Annotated in this window: 28 protein-coding genes and 1 pseudogene; 19 read left to right on the forward strand and 10 right to left on the reverse strand. The window is 61.4% G+C overall.

Annotated elements, in window-relative coordinates:
- Window positions 1-115 (forward strand): hypothetical protein (locus CAG46_RS29060; protein ID WP_252957594.1); only part of this gene is annotated, 115 nt, incomplete at its 5' end.
- Between the two features lie 673 nt (window positions 116-788).
- On the opposite strand, the gene CAG46_RS10155 is transcribed toward CAG46_RS29060, so the two are convergent.
- Window positions 789-1,889 (reverse strand): NADH:flavin oxidoreductase, encoded by a 1,101-nt coding sequence (locus CAG46_RS10155; RefSeq protein ID WP_085615822.1) that lies wholly within the window; start codon window positions 1,887-1,889, stop codon window positions 789-791.
- Between the two features lie 120 nt (window positions 1,890-2,009).
- Between CAG46_RS10155 and CAG46_RS10160 the strand changes: the two genes are divergently transcribed.
- Window positions 2,010-2,900 carry a LysR family transcriptional regulator gene (locus CAG46_RS10160; protein WP_085615819.1) on the forward strand — a complete coding sequence of 297 codons (891 nt, stop codon included), beginning with the start codon at window positions 2,010-2,012 and terminating at the stop codon, window positions 2,898-2,900.
- Between the two features lie 66 nt (window positions 2,901-2,966).
- Here CAG46_RS10160 and CAG46_RS10165 read toward each other — a convergent pair whose 3' ends face one another.
- On the reverse strand, window positions 2,967-3,764 hold the full coding sequence (locus CAG46_RS10165) for an SDR family oxidoreductase (RefSeq protein WP_085615816.1): 798 nt from the start codon (window positions 3,762-3,764) through the stop codon (window positions 2,967-2,969).
- Window positions 3,765-3,872: 108 nt separating this feature from the next.
- Here CAG46_RS10165 and CAG46_RS10170 point away from each other — a divergent pair, with 108 nt between their 5' ends.
- Window positions 3,873-4,817 carry a GlxA family transcriptional regulator gene (locus CAG46_RS10170; protein ID WP_085615814.1) on the forward strand — a complete coding sequence of 315 codons (945 nt, stop codon included), beginning with the start codon at window positions 3,873-3,875 and terminating at the stop codon, window positions 4,815-4,817.
- An 8-nt stretch (window positions 4,818-4,825) separates the two neighbouring features.
- Here the strand turns inward: CAG46_RS10170 and CAG46_RS10175 are convergent, their stop codons facing one another.
- Together CAG46_RS10175 and CAG46_RS10180 are read right to left on the reverse strand one after the other, a co-directional pair.
- Window positions 4,826-6,148, reverse strand: a complete 1,323-nt coding sequence (locus CAG46_RS10175; protein WP_085615812.1) for an APC family permease — start codon at window positions 6,146-6,148, stop codon at window positions 4,826-4,828.
- 99 nt (window positions 6,149-6,247) lie between these two features.
- Entirely contained in the window at window positions 6,248-7,069 is an 822-nt protein-coding gene (locus CAG46_RS10180; protein ID WP_085615810.1) for a carbon-nitrogen hydrolase family protein, read from the reverse strand.
- Window positions 7,070-7,231: 162 nt separating this feature from the next.
- On the opposite strand from CAG46_RS10180, the gene CAG46_RS10185 reads away from it, so the two are divergent.
- The 3 genes from CAG46_RS10185 to CAG46_RS10200 all read left to right on the forward strand — a co-directional run bounded on the left by CAG46_RS10185 (window position 7,232) and on the right by CAG46_RS10200 (window position 9,442).
- Window positions 7,232-8,020 (forward strand): LuxR C-terminal-related transcriptional regulator, encoded by a 789-nt coding sequence (locus tag CAG46_RS10185; RefSeq protein WP_075045269.1) that lies wholly within the window; start codon window positions 7,232-7,234, stop codon window positions 8,018-8,020.
- Window positions 8,021-8,227: 207 nt separating this feature from the next.
- Complete coding sequence (locus CAG46_RS10195; protein ID WP_085615806.1) at window positions 8,228-8,881, forward strand: dTMP kinase; 654 nt, start codon at window positions 8,228-8,230, stop codon at window positions 8,879-8,881.
- A 57-nt stretch (window positions 8,882-8,938) separates the two neighbouring features.
- A complete protein-coding gene (locus CAG46_RS10200) occupies window positions 8,939-9,442 on the forward strand; it encodes a peroxiredoxin (RefSeq protein ID WP_085615804.1) in 504 nt (167 codons plus the stop codon).
- Between the two features lie 234 nt (window positions 9,443-9,676).
- Here CAG46_RS10200 and CAG46_RS10205 read toward each other — a convergent pair whose 3' ends face one another.
- Window positions 9,677-10,507, reverse strand: a complete 831-nt coding sequence (locus tag CAG46_RS10205) for an oxidoreductase (RefSeq protein WP_085615802.1) — start codon at window positions 10,505-10,507, stop codon at window positions 9,677-9,679.
- Window positions 10,508-10,634: 127 nt separating this feature from the next.
- Between CAG46_RS10205 and CAG46_RS10210 the strand changes: the two genes are divergently transcribed.
- Window positions 10,635-11,525 (forward strand): LysR family transcriptional regulator, encoded by an 891-nt coding sequence (locus tag CAG46_RS10210; RefSeq protein WP_075045265.1) that lies wholly within the window; start codon window positions 10,635-10,637, stop codon window positions 11,523-11,525.
- A 164-nt stretch (window positions 11,526-11,689) separates the two neighbouring features.
- On the opposite strand, the gene CAG46_RS10215 is transcribed toward CAG46_RS10210, so the two are convergent.
- Window positions 11,690-13,477 carry a thiamine pyrophosphate-requiring protein gene (locus CAG46_RS10215; protein WP_085615800.1) on the reverse strand — a complete coding sequence of 596 codons (1,788 nt, stop codon included), beginning with the start codon at window positions 13,475-13,477 and terminating at the stop codon, window positions 11,690-11,692.
- Between the two features lie 139 nt (window positions 13,478-13,616).
- On the opposite strand from CAG46_RS10215, the gene CAG46_RS10220 reads away from it, so the two are divergent.
- The 10 genes from CAG46_RS10220 to CAG46_RS10265 all read left to right on the forward strand — a co-directional run bounded on the left by CAG46_RS10220 (window position 13,617) and on the right by CAG46_RS10265 (window position 19,781).
- Window positions 13,617-14,150, forward strand: a complete 534-nt coding sequence (locus CAG46_RS10220; RefSeq protein ID WP_085589826.1) for a cupin domain-containing protein — start codon at window positions 13,617-13,619, stop codon at window positions 14,148-14,150.
- Between the two features lie 100 nt (window positions 14,151-14,250).
- The gene (locus CAG46_RS10225; RefSeq protein WP_003258752.1) at window positions 14,251-14,469 is read left to right on the forward strand and encodes a hypothetical protein; all 219 of its coding nucleotides are present in this window, start codon (window positions 14,251-14,253) and stop codon (window positions 14,467-14,469) included.
- Window positions 14,470-14,487: 18 nt separating this feature from the next.
- Complete coding sequence (locus CAG46_RS10230; RefSeq protein ID WP_085615798.1) at window positions 14,488-14,784, forward strand: hypothetical protein; 297 nt, start codon at window positions 14,488-14,490, stop codon at window positions 14,782-14,784.
- Window positions 14,785-15,498, forward strand: coding sequence for a DUF72 domain-containing protein (locus CAG46_RS10235; protein ID WP_085615796.1), 714 nt, complete (start codon window positions 14,785-14,787; stop codon window positions 15,496-15,498).
- A 112-nt stretch (window positions 15,499-15,610) separates the two neighbouring features.
- Window positions 15,611-15,907 carry a DUF6555 family protein gene (locus tag CAG46_RS10240; protein WP_025339190.1) on the forward strand — a complete coding sequence of 99 codons (297 nt, stop codon included), beginning with the start codon at window positions 15,611-15,613 and terminating at the stop codon, window positions 15,905-15,907.
- Window positions 15,908-16,014: 107 nt separating this feature from the next.
- The gene (locus CAG46_RS10245; protein WP_025339189.1) at window positions 16,015-16,539 is read left to right on the forward strand and encodes a hypothetical protein; all 525 of its coding nucleotides are present in this window, start codon (window positions 16,015-16,017) and stop codon (window positions 16,537-16,539) included.
- 241 nt (window positions 16,540-16,780) lie between these two features.
- Window positions 16,781-17,368: a hypothetical protein gene (locus CAG46_RS10250; protein WP_085615794.1), complete on the forward strand. Its 588-nt coding sequence runs from the start codon at window positions 16,781-16,783 to the stop codon at window positions 17,366-17,368.
- The gene (locus tag CAG46_RS10255; protein ID WP_085615792.1) at window positions 17,368-17,796 is read left to right on the forward strand and encodes a phage holin family protein; all 429 of its coding nucleotides are present in this window, start codon (window positions 17,368-17,370) and stop codon (window positions 17,794-17,796) included. Before CAG46_RS10250 ends, CAG46_RS10255 begins: the two co-directional genes overlap by 1 nt.
- Window positions 17,793-18,599: a DUF3618 domain-containing protein gene (locus tag CAG46_RS10260; RefSeq protein WP_085615790.1), complete on the forward strand. Its 807-nt coding sequence runs from the start codon at window positions 17,793-17,795 to the stop codon at window positions 18,597-18,599. Before CAG46_RS10255 ends, CAG46_RS10260 begins: the two co-directional genes overlap by 4 nt.
- A 102-nt stretch (window positions 18,600-18,701) precedes the next feature.
- Window positions 18,702-19,781: a peptidase M42 gene (locus CAG46_RS10265; protein WP_085615788.1), complete on the forward strand. Its 1,080-nt coding sequence runs from the start codon at window positions 18,702-18,704 to the stop codon at window positions 19,779-19,781.
- Window positions 19,782-19,784: 3 nt separating this feature from the next.
- Here the strand turns inward: CAG46_RS10265 and CAG46_RS10270 are convergent, their stop codons facing one another.
- Window positions 19,785-20,201, reverse strand: coding sequence for a low affinity iron permease family protein (locus tag CAG46_RS10270; RefSeq protein WP_085615839.1), 417 nt, complete (start codon window positions 20,199-20,201; stop codon window positions 19,785-19,787).
- 180 nt (window positions 20,202-20,381) lie between these two features.
- On the opposite strand from CAG46_RS10270, the gene CAG46_RS10275 reads away from it, so the two are divergent.
- Window positions 20,382-21,299, forward strand: coding sequence for a LysR family transcriptional regulator (locus CAG46_RS10275; RefSeq protein ID WP_143493428.1), 918 nt, complete (start codon window positions 20,382-20,384; stop codon window positions 21,297-21,299).
- A 49-nt stretch (window positions 21,300-21,348) separates the two neighbouring features.
- Here the strand turns inward: CAG46_RS10275 and CAG46_RS10280 are convergent, their stop codons facing one another.
- From CAG46_RS10280 to CAG46_RS10290, 3 genes are all read right to left on the reverse strand, one after another.
- Window positions 21,349-22,356 carry a zinc-binding alcohol dehydrogenase family protein gene (locus CAG46_RS10280; RefSeq protein WP_085615784.1) on the reverse strand — a complete coding sequence of 336 codons (1,008 nt, stop codon included), beginning with the start codon at window positions 22,354-22,356 and terminating at the stop codon, window positions 21,349-21,351.
- A 112-nt stretch (window positions 22,357-22,468) separates the two neighbouring features.
- The gene (locus CAG46_RS10285) at window positions 22,469-22,846 is read right to left on the reverse strand and encodes an NUDIX domain-containing protein (protein WP_085615782.1); all 378 of its coding nucleotides are present in this window, start codon (window positions 22,844-22,846) and stop codon (window positions 22,469-22,471) included.
- Window positions 22,847-22,912: 66 nt separating this feature from the next.
- Entirely contained in the window at window positions 22,913-23,227 is a 315-nt protein-coding gene (locus CAG46_RS10290; RefSeq protein WP_075045255.1) for a hypothetical protein, read from the reverse strand.
- A 145-nt stretch (window positions 23,228-23,372) separates the two neighbouring features.
- Between CAG46_RS10290 and CAG46_RS10295 the strand changes: the two are divergent.
- Window positions 23,373-23,573: pseudogene (locus tag CAG46_RS10295) on the forward strand (Lrp/AsnC family transcriptional regulator); the annotation flags it as partial.
- Between the last annotated feature and the right edge of the window lie 32 nt (window positions 23,574-23,605).

Below are 23,605 nucleotides of genomic sequence, written 5' to 3' on the forward strand. Positions count from 1 at the left end.
GCTGGAGCACTGCATCAAGACCCCGGGCGTGCACGTGATCGACTGCCCGGTCGATTACAGCGAGAACGACCGCATCCTCAACAGCGAGCTGCGTGAGCGTGCGCTGGCGGTGTAAGGCCTGACAGGATCGGCGCCACCTCAAGGCTGGCGCCGAACCTGTGTAGGAGCGGCCTTGTGTCGCGATGGGCCGCAAAGCGGCCCCCGGATTTCAGCGTCAACGCAACAATCGCCGGGGCTGCCATGCAGCCCATCGCGACACAAGGCCGCTCCTACAGGGACAGCGACCTGCCTCAGAATCCATCCACAGCATCGCTCAACGGGCGAGTTCGGTGTCCTTGGCGGTGTAAGGCCTGACAGGATCGGCACCACCCAAAGCTGGCGCCGAACCTGTGTAGGAGCGGCCTTGTGTCGCGATGGGCCGCAAAGCGGCCCCCAGATTTCAGCGTCAACGCCACAATCGCCGGGGCTGCCATGCAGCCCATCGCGACACAAGGCCGCTCCTACAGGGACAGCGACCTGCCTCAGAATCCATCCACAGCATCGTTCAAAGGGCGAGTTCGGTGTCCTTGGCGGTGTAAGGCCTGACAGGATCGGCACCACCCAAAGCTGGCGCCGATCCTGTGTAGGAGCGGCCTTGTGTCGCGATGGGCCGCAAAGCGGCCCCCCGGATTTCAGCGTCAACGCAACAATCGCCGGGGCTGCCATGCAGCCCATCGCGACACAAGGCCGCCCATACAGGGACAGCGACCTGCCTCAGAATCCTTGACCGTTGCCATCCACTGCATCGCTCAACGGGCGAGTTCGGTGTCCTTGATATTGGCAATCGGGCCAAGAATGGCTGGGTCGAATGGCGCAAGCGCCTGTTGGCTCGCCAGGCGCCGCGGGTAGTCCGGATTTGCCAGCGCTGCCTTGCCGAGTGCAACGATATCGGCACCCTCATCCAGAACACTGTCGGCACGCTGCACATCCTGCAAGCCACCATTGGCAATCAGCAGGGCCCCAGGCGCATAACGCCGTGCCAGCTGTACCAGGCTGGCAGCACTGCTGGAAAATGCCGGTTGCCAGGCTTCGTGCTCGGTGACATGGATGAAGTCGACGCCCACATCACGCAGCGAGCCAAAGATGGCTTCCGCGTCCCGCTCGCCCCCCGCCCACTTGTGCCCGAAGTCGTTGACCTTGCCTTGGGAAATACGCACGCCAAGCGGCACATCACCCACGTTGGCGCGAACGGCCCTGACCACCTCGAGCGTCAGTTGCACGCGCCGCTCGGTGCTGCCACCCCAGCGATCGCTCCGTTGGTTGCTGTAGTCGGTAAGGAACTGGTCGAGCAGGTAACCGTTGGCACCGTGAATCTCGATACCATCGAAACCGGCGACCTGCATGGCCCGTTTTGCGGCATTGGCGAAACCGGTGATGGCATCGGCAATGTCTTCATCGGTCATGGCTTTGGGCTCTGCATAGCGCCCATCCCCATGGTAGAACGGCATCTGCTCGCCTTTGGGCCGAACCGCCGAAGGCGCCGCGGTTTCACGCTTGAAACGGTTGCCTTGGCTCAACGCGCCCGCATGCATCAGTTGCGCAAACACCGCACCCTGGTGGGTGTGTATCCGTTCGACGACTGGTCGCCAGGTACTTGCCTGCTGCTCATCCATCATGCCGGGCTGGTACCGGTAGCCCTGCGAGTACTGCTGGTCGGTATACAGGCCTTCGGTGATGACCAAGCCAAAGCCGCCTTTTGCGAAACGTTCGTAGTAGTGGGCCATGGCTGCCGTGGCATCACCGGTTTCGCTCGCGCTGACGCGGGTCATGGGCGCTACCGCCAGGCGATTGGGCAATGCCAGCCCAGCAATATCGATTTGCGTTAAAGTGCGTGTTTTGAAAGCTGTCATCGGATTTCTCTCGGATCAGGGCGCGCACACTATGGCGCCGATGCACTGAGGCTACTGTTGGATGTACGCCTGACCAAGGTAGGCCGCAGAGAAGCCGGTATAACGCCAAAGGATATGATCATGCTCGTTGCCGACCTGCGGGTTTTCCTCGCTGTCGTCGCCGCCGGCACCCTGTCAGCGGCAGGCCGCCAGCTCGATGTGTCGCCCATGCAGGTATCACGCAGGCTTGCGGCGCTGGAGGAAGAACTCGGCGCGCGCCTGTTCCATCGAACCACCCGTGCCGTGGCCCTGACGGCCGAGGGTGAAGCGCTGCTGCCGTATGCCAGGACCATGACGGAAGCCGAGGACAGCGCGCTTGGCGAGTTGCGGCCGTCATCAAGCACCGTCAAAGGGCTGTTGCGCATCACAGCGCCCAGTGTTTTCGGCCAGGGCATCGTGGTTGGGCTGCTGCCGCAACTGCTGGCTCGGTACCCGGACCTGCGCATCGACCTGGATGTGTCGGACAAACTGGTGGACCTGGTCGGGCAGGGCCTTGACCTGGCCTTGCGCGTAGCGCCCCTGGCCGACTCGGAACTGGTGGCGCGCAAGATTGCCCCCAACCCGAGGGTGCTATGCGCAGCGCCCGCTTACCTGCAACAGCACGGCCAGCCGCGCACAATGGCGGACCTGGAGCAACATGCCTGCATCATGCTGCAGGCTGTGCCACGCTGGCCGTTCGTGGTCGACGGGGGCCTGCAGCATCGACGCATGCAGGCGCGGGTGAGTACCAGCAGCGTGGAGGCTGTGAGGTCGGCCGCTGTTCAAGGGTTAGGCATCGCCATGCTGGCTCATTGGGATGTGTTTCAGCACATCCGTGACGGCCTGCTGGTAGAGATCACGCTGCAGGACGCACAGATGGAGCAGTTGGCCGTCTGGGCGGTGATGCCGACCCGTCGCTACGTACCGGCGCGGGTGAGAGTGTTTCTCGAGGCGCTGGAAGGCGCGCTGGCGCGTCACGGCCGGCCAGCTTGAACCGCCCGCCCGCGAAGAGGAGCACAAATGTATCCCCTGCGCGGGTCTTCGACCAGGCAATCAGTTTCAGCTGGCACTGTAGCGAGGTGCCAGCCGGTTGCTGGAAAGCTCACCGAACAGGGCCTGACGGTTGCTCTCGTAGGTTGTGTAGCGCTGCAGGTCATGCAGGGCAGGGATGGAGATCAGTACCTTGTTTTCGAAGTCCTGCAGGGCGCCTTCGACCAGGTCGTCAACCGACATCACGATACCTGGGTCGAGGTTCTCCACCGGCAAACCGCCAATCGCCCAGAAGTCGGTGGCCGTGGCGCCAGGCAGCACGGCCTGGACCTGGATGCCGTGTGGCGAAAGTTCCTTGTACAGCGACTGGGTGAAGGCGGTGACGTACGCCTTGCTGGCGCCATAAACGCCATTGAGCAGCTCCGGGACCAGGCTGACGACCGACGAGATATTGATCACTGCACCTTGCTGGCGGGCAACGAAGCCTGGCGTCACGGCATAGGTAAGGCGGGTGAGGGCGGTGACGTTGAGGCTGATCATCTCGGCCATGCGTTCGACATCGCTTTCCAGCAGGGGAGTATGGGTGCCAATACCGGCATTGTTCACCAGCAGGGTGATGCTCGCGTCTTCACGCAACTTGCGCTCGACCCGGGCGAGTTCATCGGGGATTGCCAGGTCTGCCGGGAAGACTTCGACACTTTGCCGGGTTTCCTGGCTGATGCGGCTGGCCAGTGCATTGAGGCGGTCACGGTTGCGTGCGACCAGCACGAGGTCATAGCCGAGGCGGGCCAGGCGCTCGGCGTATACCGCGCCGATACCCGAGGAAGCGCCGGTAATGAGGGCGGTGCCTTTGTGCGAGTGAGTCATGATTCAAGCTCCAGTGGTTGGGGACTGGGGCCATGATGCGGTAGATTTTCACTGGCTCAAATGACGTATATGGTAGTGTTTCGGGACACTACCAGACGGAGCCCGGTCATGCATCGCATCGGCTATCTGATCACCGAAGGTTTTCAAATCATGGGCCTGGCCACGCAGACGGTGTTCGAGGTCGCCAACCTCGTCGCCGGGGAGGCGTTTTACCGGGTGCAGAACTTCTCGGTAGGTGGCGGCATGGTCCGCTCATCGCTGGGCATGCCCATCGAAACCCTGCCGTTGGCTGCACCAGGCCTGGCTGACACCTGGATGGTCAGCGGTACCCTGACCCCCGAGACGCCCCCCGCCGATGAGGTGCTGGCGTGTGTGCAAGGCTTTGTTGCCAGTGCGCGCAGGACCGCCGGGCTGTGTACTGGCACCTTCGTGCTGGCGCAGGCCGGCGTGCTGGACAATCGCCGGGCCACCACCCACTGGGCCTATGCCAAGGCACTGCGCACCCTGCACCCCAAGGTCGAGGTCGACGATGACCGGATCTTCATCATCGATGGGCCGGTCTGGACATCGGCGGGAATGACCGCGGCCCTCGACATGGCGCTGGCCATGGTGGAGAAAGACCTGGGGGCAGAGCTGGCCAGGTCGGTGGCGCACAAGCTGGTGATGCATCAGCGGCGCTCGGGCGGGCAGTCGCAACATTCCGAACTGCTCGCCCTGGCGCCGAAGTCGGACCGCATCCAGAGCGCCTTGGAATACGCCCGCCAGCACCTGAGCCGCCCGCTCAGTGTCGAAGAGCTGGCCGGCGTGGTGCACCTGAGCCCCAGGCAGTTCACCCGGGTGTTCACTGCCGAAACCGGGCAGTCCCCGGCCAAGGCCGTGGAGAACCTGCGCCTGGAAGCTGCCCGCCTGATGATCGAGCAAAGCCGGCACAGCCTGGACGTGGTGGCCAGGGAGACCGGCTTCAGAGACCGCCGGCACCTGCGCGAGGTGTTCATCCGCGGGTTTGGCGTGCCGCCGCAGGCGGTGCGCAGGGATGCCAGGCGAGTGGTCTAGAGGGTCGTTCAGGCTTCCTCGAAATGCATCTCCGGTGGCTTGCGCTTGAAACCACGAGTAATCACGGTCAGGTAGAGCACCCCGAGGCAGAGCCAGCCTGCCCCCAGGTAGATCGCCAGGTGATCGAGACTCGCCATCAGCCACAAGGTGGAGGCAAAGCCCACCAGGGGGAATGCGAGGTACATCAGCAGCGCGTTGGCACCACGCTGCTGCATGGCAACCCAGTAGTGGAAGATCACCGCCAGGTTGACCAGGCTGAAGGCGAGAAAGGCACCGAAGTTGATGAACGAGGTGGAGGTCGTCACGTCCATGCGCAAGGCGAGCAGGGCGACCACTCCGCACAGGATGATGCTGGGCACCGGCGTGCTGAAGCGTTCGCTCAGCTTGCCGAAGAATGACCTGGGCAGCACACCGTCACGCCCCATTGCATACAGCAGCCGGGAGGCGCTGGCTTGCGCCGACAGGCCCGAAGTGAACTGGCCGACGATCAGCCCCAGCAGGAAGATGCTGACGAAGATGTCGCCACCAATGTTCTGGGCAATTTCATAAGCCGCCGCGTCGGCGTTGGCAAAGTCAGTGGACGGGTGAGCGAGCTGAACGAAGTAGCTGCAGGCGATGAACAGCCCACCGCCGATCAGGGTGATCAGCAGGATGGCTTTCGGGATGTTCTTGCGTGGTTCCCTGGTTTCTTCGGTCAGGGTGCTGACCGCGTCGAAGCCCAGGAATGAATAGCAGGCAATCGCCGCGCCGCTCATGATCAGCGGCAACTGGGTGCTTTCCTTGTAGAACGGCTCGAGTGTCCACAGCGGCACCGTGGGGTCGCCCCAGACATAATGCACCGCGAGTGCAACGAACGCGGCCAGCACCAGCAGCTGAATGAACATCAACAGGCCATTGACGGCCTTGGCCAGCCGCAGGCCGATCACATTGATCGTCGTGGTGATGCCGATGAATGCCAGCACCCAAATGGCTTGCGGCACGCCCGGGAACGCCGAGTGCAGATAGGCCGCGCCAATGAGCCAGATCGCCATGGGCAGGAACAGGTAGTCGAGCAACACCGCCCACCCGGTGATGAAGCCCAGCTGCGGGCTGATCGATTTGCGCACGTAGGTATAGGCGGACCCGGCGACCGGGAAGGCGCGCGCCATGTGGCCGTAGCTCAAGGCGGTAAAGAGCATGGCGATGGCGGCAGCGAGGTAGGCTGCGGGTACCCTCCCTCCCGTGGTCTCGGCCAGGATACCGAATGTGCCCAGGACGATGATGGGGGTCATGTAGGCGATGCCGAAAAGCACCACCGAGCCCAGCGAAAGCGTTCGCTTGAGTGTGGCCATTACTGCTTGCTCCAGCTTGTGATTGTTATTCAGAGTCGAACACGCTGCCGTCCCTGGCGGCCTTGCATTCCAGTAAGAGAGCCTGGAAGGGTGGAATATTCAGGAGGGGATGATCAGTTCGCGAAGGCCGTTGGCGTGCTCGACCTGTTCACCCGGCAGCTGGATGCGGCACTGGGCGATGTAGGTGTAGTCGCGCCGTGACTGCTGCAGTTGCTCCATGGCCAGCTCGACGGTCATGCGGCACTCGCCACGGCCGGCTTCGCACAGCAACTGGCCGTACGGGTCGACGACGGCACTGCCGCCGGCGAAAACCAGGCCGCCATCACCATCGCCCACGCGGTTGACCATGACCGCGAAGGCCTGGTTTTCCATGGCGCGTGCAGTGATGGCGGTTCTGTGGGTGGGCCCGTACGGGTCCATGTTGCCGTTGGTGACAATGATCAGTTCTGCGCCCAGCTGCCCCAGGGCACGGGCGGTTTCGGGGAATTCGATGTCAAAGCAGATCAGCAGGCCGACACGGATGCCTTTGAACAGGGCTGTCGCAAAACGGTCGCCTGGGGTGAAAACCCCGCAGTCCGATGCCCAAAGGTGGGTCTTGCGGTAGGTGAGCGCTACGCCTTCAGGCGTGACCAGCACGGTGGTGTTGTAGAAACGACCGTCGTCTGCGGCTTCGGCCATCCCGACGACCACGGCAACGTTTTGCGCTTGTGCGGCCTGTTGGACTGCCGTGATGCTCGGGCCATCCAGTGGTTCGGCGATGCGGCCGATGTTTTCTTCGGTTGGGAAGCCCATCAGCTGGGTTTCCGGGAAGACCAGCAGATCGGTATCGGCGCCGCAGTTGCCGATCGCCTCGATGGTGCGCTGCAGGTTGTACGCGGTATCGCCATCGCGACCGGCCAGTTGGACAAGCTCTACCTTCATTTCCAATCCTCGACTAACGGCTTCGACCGCCATGCCCTGGCGGCATGGGGTGTAAAAAACGATCCCGGTACAGGTTCGCTCAGCGTAAGCTAGCCCGGATTATGGGGTGGTCATCATGGCGGGGGGTATTACGCCCACGTGGTAACCCAACAGGGGTAGAGGATGAATTTTACGCTGCACGACATCGCCTGGCACCGATCGGTAGGCCAATTGATCGAAACCCTCGACAAGGACCACTTCTGGACAGCCCTGGTGCGGTTGCTGAACGAGTACGTTGCCTGCGACAGCTGGGTTGCGCTGCTGTTTTCCGCAGGGCGCCCGCAGGTGTTCGCCGAATGCCCCAGTGCAGACGGCAACCCTGACCCGCTGTTCCAGGACTACCTGAACGGCCTGTACCTGCTGGATCCGTTCTACGTGGCCAGCCGAGAGGCTGCGGTGTCTGGCCTGGTGCGCCTGGCGGATGTGGCCCCTGAATGTTTCGAGCAGACGGACTACTACCAGCGCTATTTCCGGCTTAACGTGGTTGCCGATGAAATTCAGTTCAACGTGCAGCTGGATGCGCAGCGCACGCTGTGCCTGTCGCTGGGTAGCAAGCGCCGGTTCAGCATCGAACAGGTCACCCTGCTGGAACTGTTGCGGCCGTGGGTCACTGCGCTGATGCGCCAGCGGATGACCTTCGAGCGGGAGTTGCTGGAAGAGGCCACCAAGCCTGCGCCGCACTGGCAAAGCCGCATGGAGGACAGGGTCGAGCAGATGGAGTCGCCATTGACCGGGCGTGAGCTGGAGGTGGGCCGGCTGATGCTCAGCGGGTGTTCCAGCAAAGAGATCGCGCGCAAGCTTGAAATCTCCGTGGAGACAGTGAAAGTGCACCGCAAGCATATGTACAGCAAGCTGGGTATCAAATCGCAGTCGGAGCTTTTTTCGCTGTTTCTTCAGGCCCAGCTGGGTTGATTCCGGCCAACTGCATGCCCCCTCTCATGGGGCTGCACATGACTTGTTGCTTTGGCAGGGACCCTGTGGGAGCGGGTTTACCCGCGAACACCGGCTTGGCCGGTGCCATCCACCACGTCGCCTGCTTCGCGGGCATGCCCGCTCCCACAAGGACCGCGCTGGCATCCAGGGCTGCGCTGCATCTTCAGATTCGACTGGTAATTAAAAATGACCCGCCCGCTGTTTGTTTCCATCGATGGGCCCAAGGGCACTGGCAAGACCACGCTTCTGGAGGCGGTTACCAAGGCCCTGAGGGCTGACAACAAGAAAGTGATCCGGCTTTGCGAGAAAAAAAGCGATCCCTACCGGGGAGAAACCATGGCCCTCGTCAACCAACTGGTCAGAAACCCCTCCCGGGACCTGGAATTGAGGGTATGCGAGCGCTTCGCCGAAAGCCGTGCCTGGATTTCCCGGCATGTGCTGCCGAGGCAGCCAGTAGACAGCATCATCCTGATCGATCGCTGGTACCCGTCTGATGCCGCATTTCGCCGCAGCGTGGCGTTCGACGAGATCCTGCGCCTGAACCTCGAGCGAAATGTGCAAGTGCCCGATTTGCATGTCGGCGTTGTCACGGCCCCTGATACTTCATGGGCAAGGGCCGCGGCACGAACGCGCGGGTTGGGTAGTACGGTGATCCATAGCCTGGACGAGCAGGTTGCCTGTACCGAGGCGTTCGAACGTGCGGTAGCGGAACACGGCTGGGTACTGTGCCGTAATGAAGGGGCCATCGAGGATGCAACGCTGCAGGTAGTGGCCGAGATCGATGGTGTACTTCAGTGTGTTGATCGGGCTGGGGGCTGGCCTGTTCGCGGTGGTAGCTGACGTACCCCGGAGGATGCTGCATCATGCCTGGCCATTTACCGCCCCAGGGAGACAGCGATGATCAAGACCGGCGATACACTGCCCGACGTAACGCTTTACCAGTACAGCAACGGCGAGGACGGCTGTGCGATCGGCCCGAACGCGTTTTCCCTGCACGAGCGCTGCAAGCAGAAAAAAGTGGTGATCTTCGGCTTGCCTGGTGCCTTCACGCCCACCTGTTCGGAACGGCATGTTCCGGGTTACGTGGCTGCGGCACAAGATCTGTTCGCTGCTGGGGTTGCCGAAATTCTCTGTGTTTCGGTCAATGATGCATTCGTCATGAATGCCTGGGGCGCGAGCCTGCAGGTGGGCGAGGCGGTCAGGATGATTGGCGATGGCAACGGTGAGTTCAGCGAGGCGCTGGGCCTGATCCAGGACCTCTCGGCACGCGGCATGGGCCGGCGTTCGCAACGCTATGCCATGTTGGTCGACAACCTGGTGGTCAGGCACATCGCGGTCGAAGCACCCGGCAAGTTCGAGTGCAGCGACGCCGCGAGCATGTTGGCTGTTTGTAAGCCCTGAAGGCATACACAGGTCCTGTGGGAGATTGCCCAGCCCTTTGGGCCGCGCTGTCGCACAGATAACGGAGTTTGCAAGCGATCCTCGTACCCTGTGGGAGCGGCTTTAGCCGCGAAGAATCCAACGCGGTGCATGGCACCGGCTGCGCCGGTGTTCGCGGCTAAAGCCGCTCCCACAGAGTCCCTGCTAATTCAATGAGTTATGTGCAGTTCTATGGGAGCGCATGCGGTGTAACGGCTACGCGGCAAAGTCGGTAGAGAGCGACAGGTCCCGCCACTGGGCCAGTTCTTGCTCGACCGCGCTGTTCTTGGCCTCGATGCGCGCGACGGCGTCGCTGCCCAGCGCCAGGCGCAGTGGCGGGTTCGCCGCATTGGCCAGGGCCAGCAGGGCTTCGGCCAGCTTCGCCGGGTTGCCGGGCTGGGCATGGTTGGCCGCCTCGGCGTAGTAACGCATGACGCCGACGGTGGCTGCGTAGTCAGGCAGCTCCAGGGCCGTCTTCACCAGCGATTGGTCATCCAGGAAGTCGGTACGGAAGAAGCCCGGCTCGACCACCGTCACCTTGATCCCCAAGGGGGCCAGTTCCTGGTGCATCGCTTCGCTGATGCCTTCGACCGCGAACTTGGTCGAACCGTACACCCCCCAGCCCATGTAGGCCTGGTAGCCGCCGAGCGACGAGATGTTGATCACGTGGCCGCTGCGTTGGCGACGCATGTGGGGCAGTACGGCGCGGGTTACGTTGAGCAGCCCGAAAACGTTGGTGGCGAACAGCCGTTCGGTTTCGCTGGCGCTGGTTTCTTCTACCGCGCCGAGCACGCCAAAACCGGCGTTGTTGACCAGCACGTCGATTTGCCCAAAATGCTTGATGCCAGCGGCGACCGCCGCATGGGCGTCCTCTTCGCGGGTCACATCCAGCCGCACGGCCAGCAGGTTCGGGTGCTGGCCAAGGCGAGCCTCGATGTCTTCCGGGTTACGCGCCGTTGCGATGACGGCGTCACCCGCTGCCAGGGCCTGTTGGGCGATCAGGGTGCCGAAACCGCGGGAAGCGCCAGTAATGAGCCAGGTACGCATGTCAACTCCTCCTGTATCCGACCCTGCACTATGCGGGCCTTCTCGATGAGTTGAGCGAACTTTAAAATCTGCGGATTGCTGTGATAATCCCATGAATATTACATAGGCCTTTGAGTAGCTTTCAGCAATGAAGCCAACCAGCACCGCCGATCTGTCCCTGTTCCTGTGCATTGCCCGCCACCTGAACTTCAGCCGCGCGGCGGTCGAGCTGGGCCTTACGCCCTCGGCCCTGAGCCATGCGCTGCGGGCCCTGGAAACCCGCCTGGATGTTCGCCTGTTCAACCGCACCACGCGCAGTGTGGCGCTTACCGAGGCAGGGGAGCGTCTTTACCAGAGGCTGCAACCGGCCTTTCGGGACATCGCCGACGCGCTGGAGGACCTCAACAACTTCCGCGACAAACCGTCAGGCAACCTGCGCATCACCGCCGGGCGTGCCGCAGTAGAGCTCGCGCTACTGCCACTGGCCAATCGCTTTCTGCTGGCGTATCCGGATATACGCCTGGAAATCGTCAGTGACGATGCGCTGGTGGACATGGTGGGTACCGGCTTTGACGCCGGCGTGCGCCTGGGGGAGCGACTCCAGGCGGACATGGTTTCGCTGCCCATCGGCCCTTACCTTCGTTCGGTGGTGGTAGCGGCGCCCGCGTTCTTCGATCGATATCCTGTTCCACAGCACCCGCAAGACTTGAAGCAGCTACCTTGCATCGGGCACCGCTTCCCAGGTGGCGCACTTTATCGATGGGAATTCGAGCGCGGGGGCGTGCAACTGGAGGTCGATGTACAGGGGCCCTTGGTATTGGGTGACGTCAGCCTGATGCTGGCGCCTGCCTTGCAAGGGCTCGGCCTGGCCTATGTGTTCGAAGACATGGCCAAGGAGCACCTGGAGCGTGGCCATCTGCAGCAGGTGCTGGGGGACTGGTGTCACTACTACCCGGGGCTGTATCTGTACTACCCGAGCCGCCGCCAGGTACCTGCGGCGTTGCGGGCCTTCATCGAGTTCGTACGGGAGCAGCGCTAGCGTGAGCGTGCTTTTGGAGGCAGGTAGAGAAGGGCTAAACTGGCGCCAGTTCCAGCGCGTTTCGCTTTGCCGTCGCTGCCTGCGATGCCATATGCCAAACCACTGTTTCAAGGGTATTGGTGTTTCGCCGGGCAGATGTGTAAGGCCCCGCTGCCGCGCACATCTCATCTCTTGCCCGGCAATACCGAACCGAGAACTTGCCTGGCCGTCTGCACGATGACCCCAGCCTGGTCCGGGTCGCCCTTGAGCAGGCTGCTGGCGAACTTCTTCGCCTGTTCAAGCTTGATGTGCGGCGGCAAGGGAGGTACGTCCGGATCGGTCTTGAACTCGATCAGCACCGGCCGGTCAGCCGCCAGGGCTCGCTCCCAGGCGTCGGCAATGTCTTCTTCGCGTTCCACATAGATGCCTTGCAAGCCGATGGAGATGGCGAACAGATGGTAGGGCACATCAGGAATCGTCTGTGAGGCCTCGAACTTGGGGTCGCCCTCCATTACCCGTTGCTCCCAGGTCACCTGGTTGAGGTCTTCGTTGTTGAACACCGCGCAGATCCACTGGGGGTTTTCCCACAGGCGCCAGTACTTGGCGACGGTGATCAGCTCGGCCAGGTTGTTCATCTGCATCGCCCCGTCACCCACCAATGCCACCACGCTGCGCCGCGGATGGGCGAACTTGGCGGCGATGGCATAGGGTACCGCCGCGCCCATGCTGGCCAGGCCACCGGACAACGAACACTGCATGCCCTGGCGTATCTGCAGGTCGCGGGCAAACCAGTTGGCGCAGGACCCGGAGTCGCTGGTGACGATGGCGTGGTCGGGCAGGCGAGGGGAGAGTTCGTGCACCACGCGCTGGGGGTTGATCGGGTCAGCCTTGAGCAAGGCGCGTTTCTGCAGGGTCTTGTCCCAGTCTGTGCGCCAGCCTTCGACCTTGTCGCGCCAACGGCGCTCGGTCTTGTGTTCGAGCAATGGCAGCAGTGCCCGCAGCGTTTCGCTGGCGTCACCGACCAGGTTGACCTCCATGGGGTAGCGCAGGCTGAGCATGTCTGGCTGCAAATCGATCTGCACGCCACGGGCCTGGCCTTCCTCAGGCAGGAACTCGGCGTAGGGGAAGCCGGAACCGATCATCAGCAAGGTGTCGCATTCGCTCATCAACCGATAACTCGGTTCGGTACCTAGCAGCCCGATGGCGCCGGTGACCCAGGGCAGGTCGTCTGGCACTACGGCCTTGCCCAGCAGCGCCTTGGCCACACCTGCACCAAGCGTTTCGGCTACCGCTATCACCTGTTCGGTGGCTTGCAGTGCACCGGCACCGACCAGGATCGCCACTTTTCGCCCAGCGTTGAGTACCTCGGCGGCACGTTGCAGGTCCTGCTCGAAAGGCACCACCCTGGGCCTGCTGTAGCCGATGCCGGAATGCACCGTGCCATGGGCTTTCGGTGGTTCGTGGTAGGGCAGGTCCTGCAGGTCGTTGGGCAGGATGATGGCGGTGACCCGGCGTTCGCCGACGGCGGTACGTACAGCGCGATCGAGCAAGTGGCGCACCTGTTCCGGGGTCGAAGCCTGCTGGACGAAGGCACCTGCGACGTCCTTGAACATCGACAGCAGGTCCAGCTCCTGCTGGTAATGCCCGCCAAGCGCTGCTCGCGCCTGCTGACCGACGATGGCCAGCACTGGCTGGTGATCCATGCGCGCGTCATACAGGCCGGTAAGCAGATGTGAAGCGCCGGGGCCGGAGGTGGCGATGCACACGCCCAATTCGCCAGTGAACTTGGCATGGGCGCTGGCCATGAAGGCTGCCATTTCCTCGTGGCGTGCCTGGATGAACTGGATCTTGCCCTCGGCCCGGCTCAACGCCCCGAATACCCCGTTGATGCCGTCGCCGGGGTAACCGAAGATGCGCCGCACCCCCCATTGATACAAGCGCTCCACCAGAAAGTCGCCTACCGTGCTGGTCATTGTCTTCTCCCGTCCTGTGACCGATAGGGGTCTGGACTTGGCTCGGATCGGGAAAGTTTCAAGCGTGTGCGCACTGGTCTGCCGACTGGAACCTTGCATGAGCCATCGGGTTCGCAAGTGAACGGACAACAGGATCAGGATGCTCGACATGAATGCGACAGACACTGCGGGTGCCACCGTGCAGACCTTGTATTTCAAGGACGACGGTGCAACGCCGAACAGCCGTTTCCCGGTATTGCTGTACCGCTTGCAACTCAACCCGTCGCAAGACTGCGCCAGTGCCTTCGAGGCGCTGTTCACCGCACACCAGTGGGTGCCGCTGTGGCGCGGCGGGATCTTCGATTACCATCACTTCCACCCCAATGCTCATGAGGTTCTGGGCGTCGCATGCGGCCGGGCGCGGGTGACGCTGGGCGGCGAAGCGGGGCAGACCATAAGCGTGAAGTGCGGCGACGTACTGGTACTGCCGGCAGGAACTGGCCATCGCTGCGTCGAGAGCAGCGATGATTTTCTGGTGGTCGGCGCCTATCCCAAGGGGCAGGAAAACTACGATATCCAGCGCCCGGAAAGCGCAGCGCACCAGCAGGCGCTGGCGCGAATCGCTTCCGTGCCCGACCCCGCACAAGACCCGGTCAACGGCACGCGTGGCGCCCTGATGACGGCCTGGCGCTGAGTTTCTGAGCCGGTCGTCGTCGCTGCTGAACGGCTGCACTCAAGCCAGGATCAATCGAGCTGAGTCGCCCGATTTCACTCAGCCAGCAGGAGTTACAGCGATGGCCAAGTACCTGTACCTGATCAGCTACATCCTCGACAACCAACCCGGCACCTGCGAGTTGCGCAGCGACCAGGAGGACCTGAGCCGCGAAGCGGCGCGCGATTACCTGCAAGGCATGCACCGCAACGAAGCGTCATCTTTCACTGACGTGCAGGTGCAGCGTCTGGAGCACGACCATGAGCCAGGCACATCGCCGGGGCATTATCAGCAGCCATGAAAAGGTGAGGGCTGGCAGATGAAACGAAGAGGTGAAACCTACAGACGGTGGTGCGACCCGATCCTGCACCATCAAACCCATGAGGAAACGCTCGGCACCGGCACCTGCCTGGAGGTGCAGACACGCTTGTCACGCACAGGCGCCACGCAGTTGTTCATCGGTGTCTATCGCACCGACGGTTCGGTGCTATACGAACGGATCTACGACCAGCGCGCAGGGGAAACCATGAGGCGGGCGCTGCTGTGGGGTGTTGGGTATGCCCGGCGCGTCGCGGGTGAGGGCGAGGCGTTGCGTAGCGAACCAGCAGGTAGTTGAATGATTTATCTGGGTTGCGCTGGCTGGAGCCTGTCGAGCCGTTACGCCGAGGCATTTGCGCAGCCCGGCAGCCACCTGCAACGCTACGCCAGCCGCTTCAATGCGGTGGAAATCAACAGTTCCTTCTACCGACCCCATCGCCCCGAAACCTACGCCCGTTGGGCTGCGTCCGTGCCTGAGCATTTCCGCTTTGCGGTGAAGGTGCCCAAGGCCATCAGCCATGAGCAGCGGCTCTGCGGGTGCGAGGACGCGCTGGACAGGTTTCTTGCTCAATGCGGGCAGTTGGGCGACCGCCTGGGTTGCCTGCTGGTACAACTGCCGCCATCGCTTGGCCATGACCCCGAGCATGCGCGACGTTTCTTCGAAAGCCTGCGGCAACGGTATGACGGGCCGTTAGCGCTGGAGCCCAGGCACGCCAGCTGGCAATCGGCGCAGCCGATGCTGGTCGATTTGCGCATCGCCCAGGTTGCCGCGAGCCCGTCGCGTTTCGTTACCGATGCGCAACCGGGTGGTTGGCCAGGGCTGGTCTACTGGCGCCTGCATGGCGAACCGAGGATCTACCACAGCGAATATCCCGACGAATATCTGCAGCGTCTGGCTGAACGCTTGCAGCACAGCCTTGCCGCTGGAGTGCCCACCTGGTGCATTTTCGACAACACCGCCTCCGGTGCTGCGATAGCCGATGCACTGGCTCTGGAGCGGCATTTGCGCTGAGGACGTGATGGAAACATGGCGATGGAAAAGAGCGATGACCAACCAGTCAAAATTAATGAATCTTTTTACACGTTGCTCGCTCCATTAGTCTGAATTGGTGAAGGAGAGTGCAATGGCTGGACAGCAGTTGTATGTGATCGAGTACGAGCTTCATGGGGAATTTCGCACCTTCATCATCCGGCTCGAGCGTATGGACAACGCCGAAGCCTGGCACTGGGCAAGTTGCGATGCCGGCGTGGGTATCATCCCGCGGTTCGGCCAGCACAAGATCAAGAAGGTCAGCCGGCCGATGGCTGAGCGCTACGGCATCAACAATGTGCGCTGGCGGGTATCGGGCGACGGGCCGGAGTTCGTCGCACCGACCATTGATGTAAAGAAATTCTCCAATAGCGGTACCGGCGGTACCTGAAGCTTGTTGTGACCAGGACCTGCCTGAAATCTTCAGGCAGGCCTTCACTCATGGGTTCGCTTCTCAAGTTTCGAGGCACCATCATTCTCACTTTCAGGAGCCAGTACGTGCCGCGAATCATCACTCCAGGCACCCCTGAACACGAGATCAGCGAGCGAAACGCCCGCATGTTCGGTTCGCCAAAAGAGCGCCTTGATTTCTACCGCCGTGAAATCCAGTACGAGACCAGCATCCTCGCCAACCGCACTGACGCCTATCTTGCCGCGCAGTCGTTTCTGGTGATCGCCTTCGTATCGTCGATGGGTAACCTCAACCAGAGCTGGGGCGAGATGTTCACGCTGGTGGTTCCGCCGTTTCTCGCATTGCTGGGCGTGTTGAGTTCGCTCAATGCCTGGCCGGGCATTCGCGCGGCCTACAAGATCATCGAGCACTGGCAATTGAAACAGAGCCACCTTCTGCGCAGCGAGCCACTGATGGGTCTGGCATATGACGAATCGCCACTGTTCAGCGAGGCGGAAACCTCCCTGGCCGGGCACCGCAAGTCGTTGTTGTTTTCGCTGCGTACACCTTGGATATTCCTGGTCTTCTGGATGATTCTCGGTATTTACGCGGTCTTCATCCAGCTGGCCTGAGCAGCGCGGCTGCCCCCCGAGACAACGCGGTGCTCCAATCGTTGTCGACTCTGATTACCGCCACCTTCAAAGCCTTTGCTCCGGTACCAACAACCAGGTTTGATTGCGCCATTTTCTCTGGGCCTCCAAGCAAATGTCATAGATCACAAACGCTGAACTCCTGCCGCCTCACCTGCGTCCCTCGAATGAATGCCCCATTAAAGACGGCATCCACCCAACTATCAGCTTCGAGGGCGAAACGATGGACAAGACCAATCAAAGCTCGACCTCTCCACCCGGCAGCACCCAGGAACATGCCTTGATCGATGACGCCGGTGCGCTGCTTGGCGAGGCCAGGCACAAAGGCAGCGAGCAGTTCGAACACTACCGCGATAACGCAGCCGATCAGCTTGATTCGCTTGAGGAGGGGGCGCGCTCGGCTGCTGCTGCGCTGCAAGGCAACGACAGTCTCGGGCTGTCGCAGTACCTGAACCAGGCAGCAGAGTGCGTGGGTGAGTTTGCCGAGCAGGTACGCCATGAAAGTGCCGAAAGCCTGCTGCAGCGTGGTGCTCAGTTGGCCAGGAGCAACCCGGCGCTCTTTTTGGCCGGTAGCGTCGCCATCGGGTTTGCCGTGTCGCGTTTCATGCGAGCCAGCACCAGCCATGAGTCCACCACCCCTGCGTCGTCCGCTGATTGGCAACAGTCCGGCCCCGCGCAGCCAGTGCCTGATCGTGGTAGCGACGTATCCACCCGTGAACCTTTCACCCCCGTCGACCCAGTCGGCCCTGGTGCAGGCACGCCGGTCAGTGGCAGCCCGTTCGAGCGCGATCCACTCAAAGGAGGTGAATGATGAACAAAGACCCCTTGCATACCACCCCAGGCCTGCACACGGTGGAAGACGACGCCGTCGGTGTTGGCGGTTTGTTGCGCCAACTGATGCGGGAAGTACCGGACCTGTTCACCAAAGAGCTGGCCCTGGCCAAGGCAGAGCTGCAGCAGAACCTCGCCACCCTGAAGGCCGGCACGGCTGCGGTGGCGGCGGGAGCGATCGTGATGCTGGCGGGCTTCGTCATCCTGTTGCTGGCGGCAGTCTACGCCCTGGCGATGGTGGTCGAGCCTTGGCTGGCAGCCTTGATCGTGGGCGCGGTCACCTTGGTGATCGGGTTCATCATGTTGCAGTCGGGCAAGAAACGGTTCGAACCCACGCACCTGGCCCCTGACCGCACCTTGCATGCCATGCAGCAGGACAAGGACACGCTGAAGAGGAAACTGCCATGACCACTTCCTTCGAACATGAGGCGCACAAAGACCCTGACGTGCTTGAGCAGGAAATCAACGCCAAGCGCGAGCACATCAGCGATCTGGTGGACGCCCTCGAACAGCGCCTGAGCCCGGGCCAGATGGTCGACCGAGTACTGGCCTATGCCAAAGGCAATGGCGGCGAGTTCTTCCAGAACCTGGGCACCACCCTCAAGAACAACCCCGTACCCGCTACCCTGACGGTACTGGGCCTGGCCTGGCTGGGCCTGAACCAGAACCGCCCCTTCAACCCCGGGCCTGCGCACCAGGGCCCGGGGTTGGGCGAAAAGCTCGGCGACGCGGTGGACACGGTGAAGGGCGCTTTCGCGCAGGCGGGGGAGGCAGTGCACGACGCCAGCCAGAAGGTGCGCATGAAAGCCCATGACATGCGCGATCGGGCCAGCGAACTCGGCAGCGGCGCCCGCGACTCCGTGGGGGCTTCTGCGGATACCCTGCGCCATTCGGCACACAAGGCCGCAGACCAGGCCACGGCCCTGAAAGGCCAGTTCGACCATCTGCTTCAGGAGCAACCGCTGGTATTGGCCGCTTTGGGGATAGCACTGGGTGCGGCATTGGGGGCGGCGCTACCCAGTACCCGCAAGGAAGACCAGCTGATGGGCGCCAGCAGCGATCGCTTGACCGACACACTCAAGGCCAAGGGTCGCGAGGTGAAGGCGTCGGTCGAAGAGTCGCTCGATCAGGCAAGTGGTAAAGCGTCGACACAGGCAGAGCGCAGGCCTGGAGACTCCGACCTTTCCTCAGGGTTGGGCTTCAATTCCTGATCCTGCGGCATCTTCGTCGTCGGCCCAACTGCCCCGGCAGAGGGCCGGCGGCTATCTGTGTGCAGGACAATCGCTTGCAGCTTGAATCAAGGAGGCTCTGCTTTGAAGATCGACTCGTTGTTGACCGAACTCCTCAATGCCCGTGGCCCTGGGGGGCAAGAGGATGAGGTGCGGGCTATTTGCCTTCGAGAGCTCGGCAGTTATTGCGATGACACGCACACCGATGCCGCCGGCAACGTGGTGGGGGTCATTCGCGCCGGGCTTGCATGCAATCCGCAGAAAGCCATACGTGTAATGGCCCATCTCGATGAGATAGCGATGATCGTCAAGAATGTCCACGAGAACGGCACCCTGGAGGTGCTGGCCCTCGGGGGAGCGCAACCGATCAGCTTTGGTGTCTGCCCCGTCGATATCTTGGGTGATGAGCAGATACTGCCTGGCGTGCTGTCCTTTGGCTCGATGCACAGTAGCGATCGGACTGCCAACGGAAGAGATGTGCTGGCGGGAAACGTTCAGTGGAAGGACGTCCACGTGGTCACACGCAAGACCCGGCAGGACCTCCAGGAATTGGGGGTTCGGCCGGGTACCCGGGTCGTGCTCAGCCAGCACTGGCGTCAGCCATTCAAAGTACAGGACTGTATTGCTGCCCACTTTCTCGATGACCGTGCTCCCATCAGTGCTGTCATCCTCTGTGCGAAGCTGCTGAGTGAAAGGCGGGAGGCGCTGAAGCAGGATGTCTGGTTCGTGCTCACCACGCTGGAGGAGGAATCGAATGCCGGTGCCATGTACGCCGCGTCCCGGCTGCCCGGCGATACCACCATTGCCGTCGAGGTCGGCCCGGTGCTTGATGAGTACGGTACGGAGCTATCGGTAAACCCGATCATCAATACCGGTGACCAGAAGGGCTACTACAGTCGCACCGTGGTGCAAGGCCTGATCGCTGCTGGCCGCAAGGCAGGTTATGAGCCGCAGGCGGCATTGCTCGTCGACTTCGCGTCAGATGCGAGTGCGGTATTGAGCGCCGGGATCGATGCCCGGGCGGGCTGTATCGCGATCCCGACAGAGAATACCCATGGTTTTGAGATGGTGCTCCTGGACGGCATTTCAGCCTGTGCTGAAACCTTGGCTGAATTTCTGCTGGGTTGCCAGGACGAACAGCACGCAACGAACGACCATAATTGACCTCTAGCGCTGCAGGTTGTCCCGAGCGGCATCGTCTGTCTGCTGTTCGTGAGGCGACTGTGGGGCCGTTTCGCAGTTTCGGCCCATCGCCTGATACTCCTTGCGAAGTTGATGGATCTCTCGGTTGTCGAGAGATTCGAGACCTAGTACCGATTGCTCTGCGGACTTTGTAGCGCGGATCAGTTCGTCGAGCTTCACGTGGATGATGTCGTTGTCACGGTTCTGGGTGTTCTGAATCAGAAAGACCATCAGGAAAGTGATGATGGTCGTCGATGTGTTGACGATCAGTTGCCAGGTGTCGTTGTAGTGGAACCAGGGCCCGGACGCAGCCCACAGGGTGATGAGCACCACGGCGATGAGGAAGGTACTGGGTTTACCAGCGTGCTTGGCGAGCCATTGGCAGAACAGCGCGAATTTCATGGTGTTATCTCCACTGCTATCTACGATTCTGACCGCAGCGGTGCGCTGAAATCTTTTTTGCTTTTTCGCCTGGATGACGGGATACACCCGGCGCGCTGCAATTCCTGCAAGCCAACGCTGGGCACGTATCAGCATTGCCGCTACGCTTTGATCCTCGCGCCAGGTCAAGAATTTTCCACAGTGAAGAAAACAGTTCGGGTTGATGATCTTCAGGTCTTCGTCACAACAGCCTCTGCCGGCAGCTTCTCGGCAGCGGCCAGGTTGTTGGATATTTCACCGGCCTTGGCCAGCGGCGCAGTCCAGCGCCTGGAAAGCTGCCTGGGTGCCAGGTTGTTCGTGCGTTCCACGAGGCGTTTGCGGCTTTCGGATGATGGCGAGCGATACCTGCCTCATGCCCGTCAGGCCTTGGAGGCACTGGACAACGGTGTGGTGGCGCTGACCGAGGGGCGAGATGAGATCGCGGGTACACTTCGCCTGTCCATGCCCTCGGATATTGGCAGGAATCTGCTGCTGCCCTGGTTGGACGATTTCCAGCGATTGCACCCCAAGGTGATGCTGCAACTGCGGATCAGCGATCAGGTGGCCGACCTTGTCGGCCAGCAACTGGATGCGAGTATCCGATATGGGCAGCTGGCAGATTCCAGCCTTGTTTCACTGATGCTTGCCCCTGGAAATCGCAGAACGGTCTGCGCCTCGCCACATTACCTGGCACGACATGGGGCACCAGGGGCCTTGGAAGATCTGGGCAGGCATAATTGCCTGCGGTATGTGATGGGCGAGCAAACCTACGAGCGATGGAGCTTCCATTTGCCCGATGGCGTCAAGACCGTGCAAGTCACAGGCGACCGCGTGAGCGATGACGCCGATATCGTTCGGCGTTGGGGTGTTGACGGATTGGGGGTCGTTTACAAATCCAGGCTGGACGTGCTGGCGGACATACGTGCCGGGCGGCTGATCGAGTTGTTTCCCGGGGATTACGGTCAACCTGCGCCGTTGCAGCTGGTGTGCGCTCATCGAACATCGCTCACACCTGCTGTGCAGGTGCTCAGAGCGTTTCTGGCGGAGCGTTTCGAGCAGCTCATCGCTGCTGATGGATAAGATGACGGGGCTCATGGCCCCGCCTTCGTTGCGTTGACCGGGCGAGTGATCAGAAGCCTTCCAGAACGATCTTGCCTTTTGCCTTGCCGCTTTCGATCAGGGCATGGGCGCGTTTCAGGTTGCTGGCACTGATGCTGCCGAAGTGCTCGCCAACGGTGGTCTTGATGACCCCCTCGTCGACCAGCGCCGATACCGTTTCCAGCAGGTGGTGCTGCTTGATCATGTCCTCGGTCTGGTACAGCGAGCGAGTGAACATGAGCTCCCAGTGCACCGACAGCGATTTGCGCTTGAACGGCACGATATCGAGATGCTGAGGGTCATCGATCAGCGCGAGCTTGCCCTGTGGGCGCAGCACTTCGACGATCTGCGCGAGGTATGCATCGGTGTGGGTCAGGCTGATGACGTAATCCACCGAGTTGAACTGAAGTTGTTCCAGTTGCAGGGCAAAGGATGCCGAATGGTCGATGACATGATGTGCCCCGAGTTCGCTGACCCAGGCCTGGGTTTCAGGGCGTGACGCGGTACCGATCACCTTGAGCTGGGTAAGCTTGCGTGCAAGCTGTACCAGGATCGAACCAACACCGCCGCCGGCACCGATGATCAGCAGGCTCTTGCCAGCGCCGCCATTTTCCTCCACACCCAGGCGGTCGAACAGCAATTCCCAGGCGGTGATGGATGTGAGCGGCAAGGCTGCGGCGCTGGCATTGTCCAGACTACGAGGCTTGTGCCCGACGATTCGCTCGTCGACCAGGTGATATTCGCAGTAACTGCCCGGGCGGTCGATTGCACCGGCGTAGAACACTTCGTCGCCAGGCTGGAACAACGACACCTCGGCGCCGACTTCGCGAACGATCCCCACGGCATCCCATCCCAATACTTGAGGCTGGTCACCGCTGCGGCTGGCTCTGACCTTGGTGTCGACAGGGTTTACCGCGATGGCTTTGATTTCCACCAACAGGTCCCTGGCACCGGGTGTGGGCTTGGGCAGTTCGTGCTCGTACAACGATCGGGAATCCTGGATCGGGAGGCCGGGGGTGTCATAGACGATTGCTTTCATTGGGATGTGACCTTTCAGGTGAGCAGTGGTGGCAGGTTAATCGCGTCGAGCCCCCTGAAAAACCAGGTTGTTGCCGGAACACTTTCCGCGTTTCGCTGATAATCGGGTACCCCTACACAGGGAGCAGGTGCTCTCGTTCAAGCAGCTGGATGTTGGACGGCTTGACCTGCACTTCGTGAAGTTCAGGCGCTGCAAACCAGCGGCACTCCACGATCTCGTGATTTGCGGTAGGTTTTGCGCCAGGTTCGACAGGCAGCTGATAAAGGTAATGTTCCTCGCCTGCGAGCACGTAGTGGTTGAGGAATCGAGCACCATTGAAGGGTAGGCAAGTCTCCTCCATCAGCTCGCGCTGCGCAGCGTCCAGATGATGCTCGCCCGGATCTATTTTCCCGCCTGGCAACGACCATTCAGCGCTTTGCTTGCGCACGAAAAGGATGCGTCCTGCTTGCAGGCAAATGACCGTCGAATGCCGTTCTCTGGAGTTGTTCATCAGGAGCCTCCCGTACGTTGGAGGTGGCATCAGGGCAAAACTCACCCTGATGCCGGCTGCGGATGATCAGCGATCTTTATCCCACTGTTGATCATCTGCCTGGTTTTGCTGGCCGCCCATGCGGTCCTTGTCTGTCAGGTTCTGGTTCTGCTTGTCGGTCGTACGTTGGCCGCCTTGGCTCCCTGTGTCACGGGAACGTTCCCAGTCCTTGTTCATCTTGTCCTCAGGTTTCTGGCCGGACTGGCTGCCACCTTGCTGCTGTTGGCCGGGCATCCGGCCGCCCGAACCCTGGCCGCCTTGCTGGCCGGTGCCGGCAGTGTTGTTACCCATGCCGGTGTCAGCATTGCCTTGGTTGCCACCCTTGTCTTGATTGTTTGCCATGATCGCTTACCTCAGGTCAGACACAGGAAGGTCTGTGTGTACTGTTATGACCGAAGCCCGTTCCCGCGGTGTGCAAGGAATATTTGGCAAGCTGACTAAACGCATTAATTTCAAGGGTGCGAAATGTTGGTGTGCGGCCAGGAACCTATCTGAAGGCGAGTTCGTCTTCGTGATGGTTGCCAAGTTTCGCGATGCCACCGAGTACACCGACTATATCTACCGGTTTCTCGACACTTACCGGGATATTCCGATTCGCACTTATTCCTCGACGTTGGTGGTGCGTACGGTGAAGAAATCGTATGAATTGCCGCTGGGAGGAGGGCTGCAGCAGGCTGTCGATGCCTGATCGTGTTTCCAACCTCGTGGCTTTGCGCGGAC

It is taken from the genome of Pseudomonas sp. B23(2017) (assembly GCF_002113725.1).
In the GTDB taxonomy this organism is placed as follows: domain Bacteria; phylum Pseudomonadota; class Gammaproteobacteria; order Pseudomonadales; family Pseudomonadaceae; genus Aquipseudomonas; species Aquipseudomonas putida_Z.